Genomic DNA, 16562 nt, shown 5'->3' on the forward strand with positions numbered 1-16562 from the left:
ACTATTTTCAATAATGTCTGCTTAAGCCTTCTGATTTTTCTGATGTCTTAATCTTTCGATTGCAACATTCATATTCTTGATTGGTTTAACCCGTTTAAGAAACAATCATATTCTTTTTAAGATAATTCGAAAAACTTTCCCTTTCGGTTCCGTCTCTCTTTTGAATTTCTCGTCAGACTTTCAATTACTCCGTATTTGATATCATCTAATATCGGCCGTAAAAGCATTCCTGTCAATAGAAAAGTGATGGTTTTTATAAACAAAGTTATTAACCTGAAAATCAGTCTTATCAACACGTTATTTTAGTTAATAAGGCCTTATTACTGTTTTAACCGATGTTGTTTCGGGTTATTAACAATTCACTTTAATCGACTTATAAACAATTACTTAAAGTTTTTAAGAAAATAGAAATTTAAATTCTGCTTAAAACACTAAAATCTTTAAAAAAGTTAAATAAAAACACACCATAAAAAACATTCTTAATTATGTTATTTTTGTAAGCATGCAAATCAGACAACCCGTTAGAAATGTTCAGGATTTTTTACTTAGTACCTACTTTGCAGATGGCTTGCGCATTACCATAGGTGTTCTTTTACCGTCTTTAATATTTGCACACTATGGCATGCTTAAATACGGCATGACACTTTCTCTTGGTGCATTATGTGTTAGTGTGGTGGATAGCCCCGGTCCAATGGTTCACAGAAGAAATGCAATGCTGGTTACTACAGGCCTGATATTTCTCTTTTCTATACTAACCGGACTGACCAATAAAAGTCATTATTTTATCGGCGTTTTATTGGCGGCATCCAGTTTCGTATTTTCTATGTTTTACATTTACGGAATCAGGGCCGCTTCCATTGGTACCGCTACCCTATTGATTATGGTTTTAAGTATCGATGATATACGTCCGTGGCAAGAGGTAATTATTCATTCGCTGATGATTCTGGCAGGTAGTTTATGGTATACTGGTTTGAGTTATTTTGTTTACCGCTTACGTCCTTTCCGTTTGGTTCAGCAGTCTTTAAGTGATTCAATTATAGAGGTTGCGGAATTTCTTCGTGAAAAGGCTAAATTTTATCACCGGAACAATAATTATGATAAAACGTATGCCGATTTACTTCAACTACAGGTTTCTGTTCACGAAAAGCAGGATGCCGTACGGGAACTGTTATTTCGCACGCGTGAAATTATAAGAGACTCTACGCCGGAAGGCAGATTTTTAATGCTGGTTTTTGTAGATATGGTCGACTTATTTGAGCAGGTAATGTCTACCTACTACAATTACAAACAGCTTCACGAACAATTTGATGCGGCAAATATATTGCCTGATTATGAAATGGCTATTAAAAGGATTTCTTATGCCCTTGATGATATTGCTTTTGCATTAAAAAGTGGCGGAAGTCCGGTCTTATCCAAACGATTGCTTATTGAGATTGAACGGTTAAAAATCAAAATAAATAATTTTGAGAAAAATAATGATAAACAGCAATTCAGCACATTAGGGATTATTGCTTTAAAAAATATTGAAGTAAACATCGAAAATATTCTTGGCAGGGTGAAAACGATAAACAGTTATTTTAAACTCAGGAATAGTAAAGATATCCGCAAAGCGGAAGTAGATACGGAGAAATTTATTACCAGGCAAAAATTCGATTTTAAACTTTTTACCGAAAACCTCACCTACAGCTCATCAACTTTCAGGCATTCTTTACGTGTAACCGTGGTAATGGTATTGGGTTTTGTGGTTTCGCAACTCTTAAATTTTTCCCATAGTTACTGGATACTATTAACCATCCTGGTGATTTCGAAACCTGGTTTCAGTTTAACTAAAGAACGAAATTATCAGCGGCTTATCGGAACTACAGTTGGTGCGTTTATTGGAATGGGTGTTTTGAGTTATGTGCATGACAGAAATACTTTATTCGCCATATTGCTGATTTGCATGATTGGCTGTTACAGTTTTCAAAGGAAAAACTATGTGGTAAGCGTATTGTTTATGACACCATACATATTAATTTTATTTGACTTCTTGGGTATGGGTTCTCTGGCTTTGGCAAGGGAAAGAATCTACGATACCTTTATTGGTTCTGGAATTGCACTTTTAGCAAGTTATTCTTTATTCCCAACCTGGGAGCATGAAAAACTTAAAGAGGCGATGATAAATATTTTACAGGCAAACAAAGCCTATTTTGAACAGGTTGTAAAGCTGTATTTTGAAAAGAATTATGATAGAACAGCGTACAAACTCGCCCGTAAAGAAGTTTACGTAAGTACAGCAAACCTGGCCTCTTTATTTCAAAGAATGTTTTCTGAGCCGAAAAGTAAACAGCTGTTTATTAAAGAAGTTCATCAGTTTACGGCTTTAAACCACCTCACCTCATCCTATATTGCTACGCTGTCACTTTATAATAAGGAGCATGATTTCCACTTTGAAAATTTTGACGCTTTAAAACCAATCGCAAATAATACTATTTATTTATTTGATACTTCCATTAATAATCTGGAAAAAGGGCTGAATACTGTTGAAAACGTTCCGCTGATAAGATTAAATGATAATTCTTTACAGATTAAATCAGGAGAAGATTTGGTTCCGGAACAATTTGATTTAATTCAAAAAGTAGTTTATGACTTATACAAGCTATCGCTTAAAATTAAAATCTAGTTTTGGGCTAATTGCAGCTTAAGGTTACAGATGTTAAATGGCAAAGTGTAAATCATCCCATTGTCCATTTTAAAATTAATTTTCGCCTCACAATCAATTTCTTTATGAGTTAAATCTTTAAGGCTGAAAACAACCGGATAAAATCTAAACGCCGGATTATCGGACGACACAACCTCCGCCCTGACTTTAAATTTTACTTTAACTTCTTCTGTACCTGCTTGAATATAGATTTTGTCTATTTTTTTAAATTCAACATTTGATGTAAAATTGAGCATTAAATTATCATCATTCGAGGATTGATTTTTGAAAAGCTCAAAAGCGTAATAGTTTTTATCGTCACGGTAATATTGATAATCTATATTTTGTTTTAATTGCTGGCCGAACGACAGCTTGGTTAACACTAAAAAGAAAAACAAGAGAATGGACGTTTTCATATATTAAAATTTAGGGCAAGGAACTTTAAATCCCTTAAAATTATTATGACGATAGATTAATGATAATTCATAAGTACGTGGTGTAGAACTCAAAACTTTATTGCCGTAAACGGTGTAATTTATCCCGGTACTTATGTCGCCCAAGGTTAAGCCTAAATAGGGATAAAAAGATGATTCGTTAAATTTATGCCACAAGCCGGCGTTTAATTTTATTTTGGTCTGTTCATTGGGTTTGAAACCTAAAACAACACCTGCTAACTGATCTTTATTAGCCCCCTGAACATTATAAATACCAGTAAAGTTTAAATCAACATAATCGCTAACCAGGTAAAGCATTCCAAAATTTACAGTTTTGCGAGATGGCAATACCTCACGATTGGTTCCGATTAAAGTTTCTACGGGTCTGGTTAAGTGATATTGGGCATAACCAGCAACTACACTTAACCTGTTAAAACTTGCTGAAAAATTTGCACCTATGTTTAAATCAAAATAAGAAGTTTTATCATTTTGTAAGTCCAGATAATTTGGTAATGAAGTATCAAAACCATTCCCGTTGTATTGAGATGCAAAAGTTAATTTGTTGTAATCTAAAAATCTGGACACATAAGAAATCTGAGGTGCCAAACCAAATTTAAAGCGATGATAAACATCAAGATACTGATAATATGACGCACTTGCACTTATGTATTGCGACTTCAGCGCTTTATTAAATGATTCATCGAATAAACCACTTAAACCAATGCTAAATACACTATTCGTAAAATTTTCATCCTGAATCAGTTTTAAATCACCGGATACACTATATGTGTTATACGGATCACCAAGATTTCCCCATTGCTGCCGGGTATTTAGTGCTACTCTGTATTCGCCATCGAAGAAACCTGTATAAGCCGGGTTTAAAGTGAGTGGTGCAGCAAAATATTGTGAAAATTTAGGGTCTTGTGCGAAACCAAACGTAGTTAAGAAGAAAAACAATACTATCAGTCTTGATTTAATCATTACAATATTAATATAGTTTTACCTTTTGCTTGGTATTTTCCGCCTAATACATCAATACCTTCAGCAAACCATGAAAACGTCTCCATAGGTTGCATTTTAGTTTTAAACAGACCATCCCAGCCTGAAGATGTCATTGTATTTGTTTCGTACACTAAAATGCCCCATTTGTTAAAAACCTTAAAACTCGTTAGCTGCTTAATACTGGTAAAAAACGGATATAAATAGTTATTAGTTAATTTCTGTGGGGTAAATGCTGTTGGAACGATAATTTGTGGAGCAGGCAAAATATTTAATTCAATTGATGATGTTATAGAACATCCTTTGTCGCTTTCCAGTGAGATATAATATACGCCGGCCTTATTTATTTTTGTTGGATCAGAAACGCTTTTGGTTAAAGTAGCATCTGTATAATAATACTTTTTGACATAACCTTTACTTCCTTTCACAATATCTGTTGATGTTAAATCGATGTAGTCGTAATCAAAAATTGGTTTAGGCGTATTTAAAACGATTACAGGCAAAGGGTTTATTGTAACATTGATTTTATCAAATACAGAACATCCGTTTTGATTGGTAATTTTCACATAATAGGCTCCGCTTGCTGCAACCTGGTCGGGATGAATGAGCTTATTAGTCAAATTGCTATCTGTGTAGAACGAATAGTTAACACCGGCAGTTGTTCCCAGATATATTGCCTGGTTTGTAATATCCACAGTTGCAGGATAGCATACTGCTGAAGGATCTTTTAAAATCAAAACAGGTAATTCGTAAATTGTCACGTTAATCTTATCGCTTACAACACATCCTAATGAATTAATTGCTTTGATGTAATAAGTTCCGGATTTATCAATCCTTTCAGGGTCGGAAACAGGTTGGGTTAAGCCTGCATCATAATAAAAAGCATACTTTAAATCATTATCACTTCCAGCAAAATTATGTAATGCAGCTATATTAACTGTTGATGGAAAACAAACGCCCGCAGGATTGATAATTTTTAATATGGGTTTTGGATTTACAACAACATCAACAGGGAGTATTTTACTGCAGCCTAAATTGTTAGTGAGTTTTACATAATACCTGCCGCTTAAATTTATTCTACCAGGATTTGATAAAGGCTTGGTTGCCGCAGCATCTGTAAAATATGTTCTTATAATATCTTTTAAATCCCCAACATAAATTTCATTCTTTGTAATATCTACAGTTTCTGTATAACAAACCTGATCAGGATTTTTAAGCGTAATGTTAGCTACATCAAAAAGTGAAATATCAACACTCGCTACACTTTCACAACCCTTGTAATTAGTCGCCATGATGTAATAAGTTTTCTTTTCATTTATTACAACTGGATTTTTTACAGGAATTGTTAAATCTTTATCCTCGAATGCAAAATAGCTGAAGTCTGCATTTCTGTTTAACACATAATCATCTGAAATTAAATCTATTGAACTACCCTGACAAACGGTATTTTTGGGTAAAAGCTGCAGTTGATAATCTACACTTTGAACAATAGCGGTTAAGGTACTTGGGCAACCAAAGCCGGTAAAAGGTACCAGGTCTAAAATAATTTTGGTTCCGTCTGGAGGTGTTGGTTTAATTTTTACGCCTTGCCCTGTTCCATATTTAATACTTCTGTCGCCATTGTACCAAGTGTAAGTCTGGAAACCGCTTGGACCGTTAACATTAAGTTCTTCTGAACTTTTACAGTAAGTATTGCCGAGAATTAAGTCGCCACATAAATTATTTACATCAACATAAGCATACCCAAAATGCCCACCTAGTGTACAATCACCCGTAATAAATTCAAGTAATAATTGTTTTCCCTGATATCCAGATAAATTTATAGTTACCGGTGTCCATTCTTTATAAATTACTGTGCTGCTAGAAGAGGATTTTTTAAAACCGGGAAGGGTTGAGGTTGCAATGTATTGAAAAGAAGCACATGGAATATAATTACCTGTTTCTAAATCTTTAACCCTCGCAATAAATCTTGGCTGTTCCACTACTGCATGATTAGGATCTTCAAAAACTACGGCATACTGATAAGTCAATGTAAATTCATTGCGATTAGCAGGTATATTTATCAGGTATGAAACCCCTTCTGCCTGATTTCCTGTCCCGCTATTACCAAGCTTTACGGTATAACTGCCACTATTTTTTAGAACTACCGGAAACTTACCAAAAGGATCGACTGCAGTTTTATCAGTTTGTATGGTATGCCTGCCGGAAACAGGTAATGCAACTTCGTTAATAACTACACCCGAAGTGTTGATTGACCCGGCATATAGCTTCCAGTTTTGAAAATTTCCATTTTCAAAACCGATATTTTCAGGACAAAGCTGGGCCTTTAAATTTGATGTCATGGCAATGCATACCATAACCAGCACAAAAAATATTTTATTAATCAATTAGGGAGCGATTTTTAAATAGTTCAGTGTAAAAATATCGTTTTAGTATATTTAAGAACAGGTATCTTAAATAAAATGGCCTTATTTTACACGAAAATTACTTAACCAGATATTTTGCTGGAAACCAAAATCAAATAATTAATATAATCGTCTGTTTTTAAAATTGTTATGACTTTTTTTTTAGTTTTTATCGTATTACATTAATGTAGACTGTATTTTATTTTTTTACACGAAATATGGTTGATCCAGGATATTAATGATTTATAAATACTGATCGAAACAATGATAACCTGTTGTTGTTAAGTATAATTAATTAATAAAATATTATGGAAAAGTTATATACAGCTGAAGTTACAGCTACCGGAGGAAGAGATGGTCATATAAAATCGAGCGATGGACAATTAGAATTTGAGTTAAAAAGGCCAAAGGAACTGGGTGGACAAGGTGGTGCCACAAATCCGGAGCAATTGTTTGCAGCTGCGTGGGGTCCGTGTTATCTGGGTGCATTAGGTTCAATAGCCGAAAGAGAAGGTGTAGATGTTAGCGAGGCGAATGTTAATGTGTTGGTTTCTTTCAATAAAGATGGTAATGCATTTGTACTTTCGGCAGATTTAGATGTACATATTCCGGGCATTTCTCACGAGGAGGCTCAAACGCTCGCAGAAAAAGCGCATAAAGCTTGTCCTTATTCAAAAGCTACCAGAGGTAATATTGAAGTCCGAATTACGGCGATTTAATTTATAACTCTGAATAAAATAAAAAAGCGGATTTTTATATCCGCTTTTTTTATGAATTTTACTTGATTTAAGCAATTTCTACCTGCTCTATTTTTGTATTTGCGGGTCTTCCATTTTTAAATGCTTCGCGGGTTTTTAACCCTAACAACTCAAACATAGCCATATCATCAACAAAAGCAGGATTTGGTGTCGTCAATAATTTATCTCCTGCAAAAATAGAACTTGCTCCTGCCATAAAGCAAAATGCCTGTTCGAGTGTACTCATTTCATTTCTGCCTGCTGATAAGCGTACGACAGAATTTGGCATTACAATGCGAGCTGTAGCAATCATTCTAACCATATCCCATATTGGTACACGTGGTTGATCGGCCAATGGTGTACCTTTTACCGGAACCAGTGCATTAACCGGAACAGATTCAGGGTGTTTTTCCATATTAGATAAAGTTTGCAACATGGAAACCCTGTCTTCAACTGTTTCTCCCAAACCGATGATACCACCACTACATACCGTTAACTTAGCCTTACGAACGTTTTTAATTGTATTTAACCTATCGTCATAAGTTCGTGTGGAAATGATGCGTTTATAATCATCTTCTGAAGTATCAATATTGTGGTTATAAGCATATAAACCGGCATCAGCTAACCGTTGTGCCTGATTTTCAGTAAGCATACCCAGAGTACAGCAAACCTCCATGTCCATGTCGTTTACGGCCTTAACCATTTCAATAACGCGGTCAAAATCGCGGTTATCACGCACTTCGCGCCATGCAGCACCCATACACAGACGAGATGCACCACCCTCTTTTGCTTTTACGGCAGCACTAACTACCTGGCCTAACTGCATCAATGGCTGTACTTGCAAATCGGTGTGGTAACGGGCAGCTTGAGGGCAATAAGAACAATCCTCGGCACAGCCACCGGTTTTAATCGAGATTAATGAACTTACCTGAACTTCATTGTAATCTTTATTTGCCCGGTGTATGGTTGCCGCTTCATAAACCAAATCTAAAAATGGTCTGTTGTAAATTTCTAATATTTCTTCTTTACTCCAATCGTGTCTTGTTGTTTGCATCGTGGGATCAGGATTTTTTGGATTTAAGGATTAACATAATATTCTTAATTTTTCAGGCGGTTAATTTAAGTTTTCAAGGGTAACACATACAAAATAGCGTAATTTAAAAATCCTCAAATCAACCAAGTCCTGATTATTATAGTAAAAGTTTACTGGCCAAACCTAAAATTAAAAGGAAGCCAAAAACATCGGTAAAAGTAGTAATAATTATAGATGATGCAATGGCAGGATCGATGCCAACACGTTTTAAAATCAATGGAATTCCGGCTCCGGTGATACCTGCTATAACTAGATTACCCGTCATTGCCAGGAAGATAACTAAACCGAGCATCGGGTTTCCATCGAAAAAAAAAGCAAAAATAAATACAATTAGGCCGTTCGCTGCACCATTGATTAAACCAACAGTAAACTCTTTCAACACCGTTCTGTAAGCTTGCTTGTCTGTTAAATCATAAAGTGAGATACGCCTCACTGTAACGGCCAAGGCTTGTGTAGCGGCATTCCCGCCCATTCCGGCTATAATCGTCATGTAAGCTGCAAGAGAAGGAATTAATTTAATTGTAGGGTCGAAATAACGAACAACGGACGATGCCAGGAAAGCTGTGCCTAGATTTATAATCAGCCAGGGCAAACGCGATTTAACCGCTTCCGCCCAGTTACCACTTAACTCTTCATCTTCTGATACACCTGATATTTTTAAGATATCTTCTGTGCTTTCGGCTTCCATAACATCAATTACATCATCAAATGTTACGCGACCAAGTAATTTCTGATGCTCATCAATAACCGGAATACTCGTTAAATTGTATTGAGAAATTAAGTTAGCAACTTCTTCCTGGTCGGTATCAGGATGAACGTAAACGGCATCAACTTTTACTAATTCAGTAATCTGTGCGTTATGTTTGGCTTTTATAATATCCTTTAATGAAACAATTCCTTTGAAGATTTCCTTATCATCAACCACATAAATGGTGTAGAACTCTTCCATTTCTTCGCTTTGACGAATAATTTCATCTATTGCATCTTTTTTCGTCAGGTTAATGTTTACACAGATTAAATCTGTATTCATTAAACCACCTGCTGTTTTCTCGTCGTAGGTTAATAGGTTACGGATATTTGATGCATCCTCTTCATTAAGATCTTCCAGGATTTCTTTCTGCTCATGGTCTTCAAGCTGAGAAATAATGTCTGTTGCATCGTCGTAATCAAGTTCTTCAACAATTTCTGTTCTCTTATCGGGATGAAGCTGGAAAAGTAAATCTTCCGGATGGGATTCTTCATCCATTTCAGAAATAATTTCCGACGCAATTTCTGCAGGCAGTAAATTAATAATATGCTGTTGCGCTGCTTTGTCTAAACGTTCGAATAAAATAGCGATTTCTGAAGCATGATAATCCTCTAAAACTATTTTTAAAGTTTCATCGCCGGCTAAAATTGCGTTTTTAACCTTTAGTACATCGCTTTTATCTATTTCGAATGATGATTGCATAATGCTTAAGCCCCTAAAATAGGGAATCTACATCGATTTAACATTATAAGTTTAATTTAAAATGAAGGTAGATGGCATTAAAAGAATCTATTTAAACCAACCCCTTCGCCAAAAGTAAATTACCTGGATTATTGCAATAACCAACATCACCAGCCAGGTATATAAATAGCCATGTTCAGCATATAATTCAGGCATGTTATCTCTTAAAATTTTTCCCGTTGCCGGGTCTTCCCTGCTGAAATTCATTCCGTAAATTCCTGCAATAAAGGTTAACGGAATAAATATGGAGGATATAATGGTTAAAACCTTCATAATTTCATTCATCCTATTGCTGATAATGGACAAGTTCATGTCGATATTGGCTGAGGCAATTTCTTTTAACGATTCTATGAAATCGATAATCTGTATACAATGATCATATGCATCTTTAATGTAGGTTCGGGTTACATCGGTAATTAAATCGCTGTCGCTTCTTAAAATATCATTTAATTTATCACGCTCGGGCCAGGTCACTTTTCTGATGGTAATTAATGAACGCTTAATTGCCTGCGTGTCGTACATAATTCGCTTGTCCGGATTATCAAATAAGCGATCTTCAATTGAATCGAGCTCTTCACCCCAATGGTTTAACAATGTAAAGTAATTATCTACGATAACGTCCATGATGGCATACATCAGATAACTTGATCCACCAATACGGATATTTCCTTTGCCAACCTCCAGTCTTTTTCTTACCGGGTTAAAGCAATCCTGGTAGTCTTCCTGAAAAGTAATTAAACACTTTGAAGTTAATATAAATGAAATTTGCTCATTGCACAAATCATTATCCTTACTTAAAAATAAATGCCTGCTTACTGCAAAAACATATTTATCGTTATCGTATTCATCAAGTTTTGGTCGCTGGTATGAGCTTGTAATGTCTTCAAGCACCAGTTTACTGATGTTTAGTTTTGAATATAATGTTTCAAAAATATCCGGGTCGCCTAAACCCTTAATATCAAACCAATAGTAAAAATCCTTATTCTCTGTTAGTTTGTCTATATCGTTAATATTTTCCAGCTCCTCTTTCTTATAAGTTTTATCGTTATAAGTATGAAAGGTAATTTTAGGTTTTAAAGCATTTTCATCAATAGAATATAAACCCGGACTTGTACCTGGTTCGGGAACTTTATAATGTTTATGACGGTTACGAGGTTTATTTTTTGCCATTTTTAAAGGTATAACCGGGCCTGCGGACCTTGATTAAATAATAAGTCAACAATGCTCAAATTAGAAATAAATTGATGCTTATCTTCAAAAACCTGATAATATGGCTTATTGTTTATAGAATCATCAGTTTTTTTTGGACTCATCATTTCTCGGTAGTTAAATGCGGTATCTAAATCATCAGTATAGGCTGTTGTAAATTTATAGTTGATATTTAGTTTCAGCTTCCTGGTCAGCCATTCTAAAAGTTCAAAGTTATAATCAAATAAAAAATCAAATTTCTTATTGTAAAACGGTGCTAAATCATCTTCGTAAAATTCAAAATAGGCTGAACTCCTATAGCAGCTTTCAAGGCTCATCCAGTGTAAACGCTGCCAGTTAAAATCGTAACTGATTTTCACGTCTTTTAGGGGTGTACGCATTTTTGAACCCCTGACCACAGGAACGGTTATATCCAATTTTCCGTTTGGGGAATAAATACTTGCCCGGTTTCGATAGGTTTGCTTAGGAAAATGTTCGTATTTTTCTAATAAAAAATCGGGGTTAAGTTCTTGTATTTTACTAAAGTAGCTTACAGGGGGAAGATAAAATAATGGAAGTATAGCGGTATTTTGCATTTGAAAATATATGTTTGCAGTTCAAACTTTTCAAAATTAATGATTAAAAGAGGGATTACTCATGTTGGCGTATTTTTTTTATATCTGATATCGCTGCTGCCTCTTCGTATTTTGTTCATTTTTTCCAGATTATTGTATTACTTGCTTTATTATGTAATCCGATACAGAAAAAAGGTTGTCAGGACGAATTTAACAAATGCTTTTCCTGAGAAATCTGTTAAGGAAATTCTGAGTATTGAAAAAAAATATTTCAAATATCTGGCTGAATTAATCTTCGAAATCATCGAATTAGCCACCATTTCGAAAGCTGAAACTTTAAAACGCGTCAGATTTACAGGTTTGGAGCAAATCGAAAATCGTTTCCAAAAAGGTGAAAGTATTTTGGCATGTACCGGTCATTATGGGAACTGGGAGTTAGGGACTTTAGCTTTAGGCTTAAACCTTTCAGGTAAGACAATTGTAATCTATAAACCCATAAATAATAGAATCTTCGAAGCCTGGTTTGATAAGCTTCGCACGAAATTCGGGAATGTTTTTGTTGCAATGCGGCAGACTTTACGTTGCATGGCAACATATAAGAATGAGCCGAGTTTATTGTGCTTCGCCAGCGATCAATCCCCTGTAAGGGAGGAAAGTAAATATTTTTTAAATTTCCTGAACCAGCCTACAGCAGCACTTTTAGGGGTAGAAAAAATTGCCAAATCCACCAACCGAGCAATTTATTATTTTAAGGTTACGCCGGTAAAAATGGGTTATTACGATGTTGAGGTTTTACCAATGTGTTTAGATCCGTCGAAAACAGTTGACGGAGAAATTACCAATTTACACTTTCATTTTTTAGAAAACATTATAAAAGATAAACCTCAATATTGGCTTTGGAGCCATAAACGGTGGAAATTTAAACCTGAATAACATACATGAATCCATCAGTAGCGGTTGTAATTTTAAACTGGAACGGAAAAGCATTTCTTGAGCAATTTTTACCCGGAGTTTTGCTTTCCGAATATGATAATTTACAAATTATCGTTGGCGACAATGCTTCAACAGATGATTCTATCGCCTTTATTGAATCAAATTTTCCAACAGTTAAGGTTTTAAAAAATGATTCAAATTATGGTTTTGCCGGTGGCTATAATAAAATTTTAGAACGTGTTGACGCGGAGTACTTTGTTCTTTTAAATTCGGATGTTGAAGTTACCCCAGACTGGATACAGCCTGTTATCGATTTAATGCAAAGTGATGATAATATCGCGGCTGCACAACCTAAAATCAAATGGCAATTAAATAAAAATCAGTTTGAATACGCCGGTGCTGCAGGTGGATTTTTAGATATATACGCCTACCCTTTCTGCCGCGGACGTTTATTTAATGTTTATGAAATGGATAGCGGCCAATATAATACAACTGAAGAAATTTTTTGGGCCAGTGGTGCAGCCTTTTTTATAAAAAGCAAGTACTGGAAAGAAACAGGTGGATTGGATGCCGATCTTTTTGCACACATGGAAGAGATTGACCTGTGCTGGAGATTAAAAAATTTAAATTATAAAGTAGTTTATTGTCCTGAATCGGAAGTTTACCACGTTGGCGGCGGAACTTTGCAGACAGAAAATCCTTTTAAAACGTATTTAAATTTCAGGAATAACCTGATTATTATGCAGAAAAACCTGCCTGCCGGTGATGCAATTTTCAGGATAGCCATACGAATGTGCATTGATTTTATTGCCTGGTGGCATTTCTTATTATCCGGGAAGCCTAAATTTACAATGGCAGTTACCAAAGGCCACTGGCATTTTATTAAGGACTTAACTAAAACATCAAGAAAAAGAAAACAATATCAAAAACCATATGCTGAACACAAAGGTGTTTACAAAAACAGCGTGGTTTGGGCTTTTTTTATTAGGAAAATCAAGTCATTTTCAAATCTTTAGTTTGCGGCCAAAGACTCATCGATAGATTTTTTCACCCATGCAATTGTATTTACCGCGAGTCCCACGGTACTGAATTTTATGGTGCCGGTTTTATCTATCACAACATGAGTGGGGTAAGATTTTACGTTAAATTTATCAGAAAGAAATCTTCCGTTATCAACAATATTATAATTGAAAGGTATCGTTTTCAGAAAATCTTTGATTTCATATCGATCATCTAAAGCTATCGCCAGGAATATTACATCTTTATTATCCCTATAACGATTAACAAGCTCATTCAAATCGGGTATTTCCGACTTACATGGCGGACAGTTTATGAACCAAAAATTCAGAACAACAACCTTTCCCGTAGTATTTTTTAAATCAAATTTATTTCCGTTTATATCTGAGGTTTTAAATCCATTAAAGTGTTCACCTTCCTTAAACGCTTCGCTAGGCCTTGGTTTAGGCATTTTTTCCATCATGGTATTGCGCTGGGCTTCTGTAAGTTCGAAGATTACAAATTCAGGCCGGCCATCCTCCATTTTAGTATTCCTGCTTTTCAAAGAATATTTTCCCGTTTGTAAATAGGCTTTCCATAGCTTATAAGGGTAAACCATACCATCTTCTCCCCTTACAATCGTATTTTCATCTAAAGTTGGCTGGGTTCTTTGCTGAGTGGTTGTTTGAGCGTTAACATAAATGGAAAATGTAATCAGGAAGATTAAGAGCGTTTTTTTTAACATATATATTTAAGAATTAATTAATAAACTTTCTAGAGCGAGGCGATAACCATTTATGCCGAAACCCGTTAATACACCCTTACAGTTTTTACCGGTTAAAGAAATATGCCTGTATTCTTCACGGGCGTAAATATTTGAAATATGAACCTCTACAACAGGTGTTTTAATCGCGGCAATTGCGTCTGCAATCGCGACAGATGTATGCGTATAGCCGCCGGCATTTAATATAATTCCATCGTAGCTGAAACCAACTTCGTGCAGTTTGTTAATAATCTCGCCTTCAACATTACTTTGAAAATAATCAATTTCGACAATAGTATAAATGTTTTTGAGTTCCTTAATATAGTCTTCTATACTGGTATTGCCATAAATTGACGGTTCCCTTACACCTAAAAGATTTAAATTCGGACCATTAATAATTTGTACTTTCATGTTGATTTTATCCTGCTAAATGTTGTAATGTTGTAATGTTGCAATGTTATAAAAAAAAATAAATAAAAACATGGTTTGGCAATCATATATCAAAGGATTTAAAGCTTACCTTAAACTCGAACGATCGCTTTCAGATAATTCTGTTGACGCTTACCTGAACGATATTGATAAATTGAGCCAATATTATCAATCAGTTAATTCTGAACCAAATTTAAATGAAATTACGATTTCAGACATTAAATTATTTATTAGTTGGCTGCATAATCTTGGCATGTTGGGTAGCACGCAAGCCAGGGTTATATCAGGCTTAAAGGCTTTTTTTTCTTACCTGATGCTTGAAGATATTATTCAAAATGATCCGATGGCATTAATTGAGGCACCAAAACTTGTCAGGAAATTACCGGATACGCTAAATATTCATGAAATAAATAGCTTAATAGACGCCATTGACGCATCAAAACCCGAGGGCATGCGGAATAAAGCAATTATTGAAGTTTTGTATGGTTGTGGTTTGAGGGTTACAGAATTAACCGAATTGAAAATTTCAAATTTTTACCCGCAAATAGAATTTGTCAAAGTGATTGGTAAGGGTAACAAAGAACGACTTATACCAATCGGGGGTGTTGCTGTAAAGTTTATTGATATTTATCTAACACAAGTCAGGGTTCATCAACAGATAAAAAAGGGAAATGAAGACTTTATATTTCTAAATCGGTTTGGCGCAAAATTATCCAGGATTTCAATTTTTAACCTGATAAAAAATTTAGCCGTTCACGCGGGAATAAACAAAACCATTAGTCCGCATACGTTACGCCATTCTTTTGCAACACATTTAATAGAAGGTGGCGCAGATCTACGCGCTGTTCAGGAAATGCTTGGCCATTCGAGCATCACGACGACAGAAATTTATACCCACCTCGACAGGGATTATTTGCAGGAAGTTGTTACACAATTTCACCCCCGGTCTTAGGGATTTGTCCTTGCCAATATCATCCGGTCTTTTCCTTGCATATCCTTCTTTAACTCAATGTTTTTAAATCGCTTATCTATTAATATCTGAAGTGTTTCAGCCCATAAATATTCATTGATTTCGAAAAATAAATAACCGTTTGGATTTAAATTTTTTAAGGCAAAATCAGAAATTGCATCATAAAAAATAAGCGGATTTTCATCGCTTACAAATAATGCAGCATGCGGTTCATAAGCCAGAACATTTTTATGCATATCTGCTTTCTCAAGTTGACGAATGTAAGGCGGATTACTTACTATTACATCATATTTTTTATTATCCGGATAGTTTAAAATATCGGCTTCGATAAAATTGATTTCCGTTTTATTAAATTTTGCATTTGCTTCAGCTACTTTTAATGCATTTGCAGAAATATCGAGTGCAGAAACATCGAGGTTTGGTAAATGCTTTTTTACCGTTACAGGAATACACCCGGAGCCAGTGCCAACATCCAAAAAAGATTTTTTTAGATTCTTAACTTCCCTTAATATCCAGTCGACAAGCTCTTCCGTTTCAGGACGGGGAATTAGTACATGTTCATTTATCTTAAAAGTTAAACCATAAAAAACAGTTTCGCCTAATACCTGCTGAATAGGTTTTCCGGTTTTTAAATGATTTAAAACTTCGGTAAGTGCATTTAACTCTTCGACTGATAAAGCCTTATTTTTTTGCGTGAGTAATTTACTTTGGGTTATTTTTAAGATACTGGTAACTGATAGATTAAATATTGCTTTTGCCTCATCAGCATCGTAAAATTCATTTAAATTTTGTAAGTATTCCTGTTCTAACGCTTTAATGTTCATTGGTCGCAAAAGTAATAAATCGTGTCTTCATCCTTGTCATAATTTAA

General features: G+C 35.0%; 15 protein-coding genes. 5 read left to right on the forward strand and 10 right to left on the reverse strand.

The annotated features are described in order from the left end of the window. Positions 1–502: 502 nt before the first annotated feature. A complete protein-coding gene (locus O0931_RS05605; protein WP_269414583.1) occupies positions 503–2662 on the forward strand; it encodes an FUSC family protein in 2160 nt (719 codons plus the stop codon). Here O0931_RS05605 and O0931_RS05610 read toward each other — a convergent pair. Genes O0931_RS05610 through O0931_RS05620 form a run of 3 tightly spaced genes read right to left on the reverse strand, consistent with a single transcriptional unit; the run spans position 2659 to position 6500 of the window. Next, complete coding sequence (locus O0931_RS05610; RefSeq protein ID WP_269414584.1) at positions 2659–3096, reverse strand: hypothetical protein; 438 nt, start codon at positions 3094–3096, stop codon at positions 2659–2661. The genes O0931_RS05605 and O0931_RS05610 overlap by 4 nt on opposite strands. A 3-nt stretch (positions 3097–3099) precedes the next feature. Then, a complete protein-coding gene (locus O0931_RS05615; RefSeq protein WP_269414585.1) occupies positions 3100–4095 on the reverse strand; it encodes a PorP/SprF family type IX secretion system membrane protein in 996 nt (331 codons plus the stop codon). After that, entirely contained in the window at positions 4095–6500 is a 2406-nt protein-coding gene (locus O0931_RS05620) for a T9SS type B sorting domain-containing protein (protein ID WP_269414586.1), read from the reverse strand. Before O0931_RS05620 ends, O0931_RS05615 begins: the two co-directional genes overlap by 1 nt. Positions 6501–6826: 326 nt before the next feature. On the opposite strand from O0931_RS05620, the gene O0931_RS05625 reads away from it, so the two are divergent. Further along, complete coding sequence (locus tag O0931_RS05625; protein ID WP_269414587.1) at positions 6827–7237, forward strand: organic hydroperoxide resistance protein; 411 nt, start codon at positions 6827–6829, stop codon at positions 7235–7237. A gap of 67 nt (positions 7238–7304) precedes the next feature. Here the strand turns inward: O0931_RS05625 and bioB are convergent, their stop codons facing one another. The 4 genes from bioB to O0931_RS05645 all read right to left on the reverse strand — a co-directional run bounded on the left by bioB (position 7305) and on the right by O0931_RS05645 (position 11621). Next, positions 7305–8309: a biotin synthase BioB gene (gene bioB, locus O0931_RS05630; protein ID WP_269414588.1), complete on the reverse strand. Its 1005-nt coding sequence runs from the start codon at positions 8307–8309 to the stop codon at positions 7305–7307. A 136-nt stretch (positions 8310–8445) separates the two neighbouring features. Further along, positions 8446–9798, reverse strand: coding sequence for a magnesium transporter (gene mgtE / locus O0931_RS05635; protein WP_269414589.1), 1353 nt, complete (start codon positions 9796–9798; stop codon positions 8446–8448). 87 nt (positions 9799–9885) lie between these two features. Beyond that, entirely contained in the window at positions 9886–11007 is a 1122-nt protein-coding gene (corA, locus tag O0931_RS05640) for a magnesium/cobalt transporter CorA (RefSeq protein ID WP_269414590.1), read from the reverse strand. A gap of 2 nt (positions 11008–11009) precedes the next feature. After that, positions 11010–11621, reverse strand: a complete 612-nt coding sequence (locus tag O0931_RS05645) for a WbqC family protein (protein ID WP_269414591.1) — start codon at positions 11619–11621, stop codon at positions 11010–11012. 39 nt (positions 11622–11660) lie between these two features. Between O0931_RS05645 and O0931_RS05650 the strand changes: the two genes are divergently transcribed. Both O0931_RS05650 and O0931_RS05655 read left to right on the forward strand, forming a co-directional pair. Next, positions 11661–12533, forward strand: coding sequence for a lysophospholipid acyltransferase family protein (locus O0931_RS05650; protein WP_269414592.1), 873 nt, complete (start codon positions 11661–11663; stop codon positions 12531–12533). A gap of 5 nt (positions 12534–12538) precedes the next feature. Continuing rightward, a complete protein-coding gene (locus O0931_RS05655; protein ID WP_269414593.1) occupies positions 12539–13549 on the forward strand; it encodes a glycosyltransferase family 2 protein in 1011 nt (336 codons plus the stop codon). Here O0931_RS05655 and O0931_RS05660 read toward each other — a convergent pair. Both O0931_RS05660 and aroQ read right to left on the reverse strand, forming a co-directional pair. Further along, positions 13546–14274 (reverse strand): TlpA family protein disulfide reductase, encoded by a 729-nt coding sequence (locus O0931_RS05660; RefSeq protein WP_269414594.1) that lies wholly within the window; start codon positions 14272–14274, stop codon positions 13546–13548. The genes O0931_RS05655 and O0931_RS05660 overlap by 4 nt on opposite strands. A 6-nt stretch (positions 14275–14280) precedes the next feature. Next, on the reverse strand, positions 14281–14703 hold the full coding sequence (gene aroQ, locus O0931_RS05665) for a type II 3-dehydroquinate dehydratase (protein WP_269414595.1): 423 nt from the start codon (positions 14701–14703) through the stop codon (positions 14281–14283). Positions 14704–14773: 70 nt separating this feature from the next. Between aroQ and xerD the strand changes: the two genes are divergently transcribed. Continuing rightward, on the forward strand, positions 14774–15673 hold the full coding sequence (gene xerD, locus O0931_RS05670) for a site-specific tyrosine recombinase XerD (protein WP_269414596.1): 900 nt from the start codon (positions 14774–14776) through the stop codon (positions 15671–15673). Here xerD and prmC read toward each other — a convergent pair. Continuing rightward, on the reverse strand, positions 15670–16515 hold the full coding sequence (gene prmC / locus O0931_RS05675; protein WP_269414597.1) for a peptide chain release factor N(5)-glutamine methyltransferase: 846 nt from the start codon (positions 16513–16515) through the stop codon (positions 15670–15672). The genes xerD and prmC overlap by 4 nt on opposite strands. Positions 16516–16562: the final 47 nt, after the last annotated feature.

The sequence above is a fragment of the Pedobacter rhodius genome (assembly GCF_027213645.1).
Taxonomy (GTDB): Bacteria; Bacteroidota; Bacteroidia; order Sphingobacteriales; family Sphingobacteriaceae; genus Pedobacter; species Pedobacter rhodius.